The 1047-nt window shown below is 41.5% G+C and carries 2 protein-coding genes; both read left to right on the forward strand.

Annotated elements, in window-relative coordinates; translation table 11 throughout:
* Positions 1 to 77 precede the first annotated feature (77 nt).
* Positions 78 to 209, forward strand: a complete 132-nt coding sequence (locus Q0236_RS06460) for a hypothetical protein (RefSeq protein ID WP_297916198.1) — start codon at positions 78 to 80, stop codon at positions 207 to 209.
* A gap of 60 nt (positions 210 to 269) precedes the next feature.
* The gene (locus Q0236_RS06465; protein WP_297916200.1) at positions 270 to 1028 is read left to right on the forward strand and encodes a DUF996 domain-containing protein; all 759 of its coding nucleotides are present in this window, start codon (positions 270 to 272) and stop codon (positions 1026 to 1028) included.
* Positions 1029 to 1047: the final 19 nt, after the last annotated feature.

The raw sequence follows: 1047 nt of genomic DNA on the forward strand, positions 1-1047 counted from the left end.
GGGTCGTATTTAAGGGCGCATTTATTGGATAGCGCTTTTAAATTTTGAAATTTTATGTTTTGAGCGTGCGGCAGGGCGTGAGTTCGGGCGTAGAGCTGCGCTATGATAAGATTAAAATTTCACGCTGCGAAAGAGCGGTGAGTAAGATGATCCTTCGGGTAAATTTGACCGCGGATAAAGCGGATTTGATGCTGAACTACTATCTTTAAGATAAGCTTTTGTTTAAAAAATATATAATCCACATTTTATTTAATTTCAAAGGAGAGACTGTGAAAGGAACTATTTTGGCTAAGGGCATTATCCTTGCCGCAGATGAGAGCCGCTACTCATACCAGCAAGAGGATGTGAAATCGGCAAACGAGGAAGGCAAACCAGTCGTTTTGAGTAAAGGCGATGAAGTTGATTTTATCGCAGAGGGGCAAACTGCAAAGGAGATATACCTTACAAAAACAAAGCTCATTAACGTAGATTTCTCTAATTTTTCTCTTGGGGATGATAATTTATCAACCATCAGAACGCTTGGACTAGCGGGATCGGCGCTACCGATTTTAGGCGTTATTCCGTTTATCGGTTTAGTTTTCGTCATCGCAGGTTTTATATGTATATTGCTCGCTATCATCAAGCTTTCAAATAAAGCCGCCAGCCCTACGCTTAAGAAAAACTACCTCATTTATCTAGTAGCCACCGTCGTAGCGACCATACTTATCTTTATAGGTGTGACTATGGGGGTATTCGCACTGATAGGCGCTAGCGCTAAATATGGCGGTGCCAGCGGTATCGGCATAGCCATCGGCGTCATTTTCTTCATCGCCGGCATAATCAGTATGATCTATGCGTTTTTTAAAGAATTCCAAGTTTATAATGAGCTTTCAAGAATATCGGGCGATAAATTTTTCCTCTATTACTTCATTTGCACGGTCATCGGTGCGCTAACGGTCGCTATAGCTATCGGATATTTTATACTTCTGGCGGCGTTTATCTTACAAATCATCGCTTGGTATAGGCTACGAGAGATTAAGGCGGCTTAAATTTTTGTATTTCTGATCG

Source organism: uncultured Campylobacter sp., from assembly GCF_938031315.1.
Classification (GTDB): domain Bacteria; phylum Campylobacterota; class Campylobacteria; order Campylobacterales; family Campylobacteraceae; genus Campylobacter_B.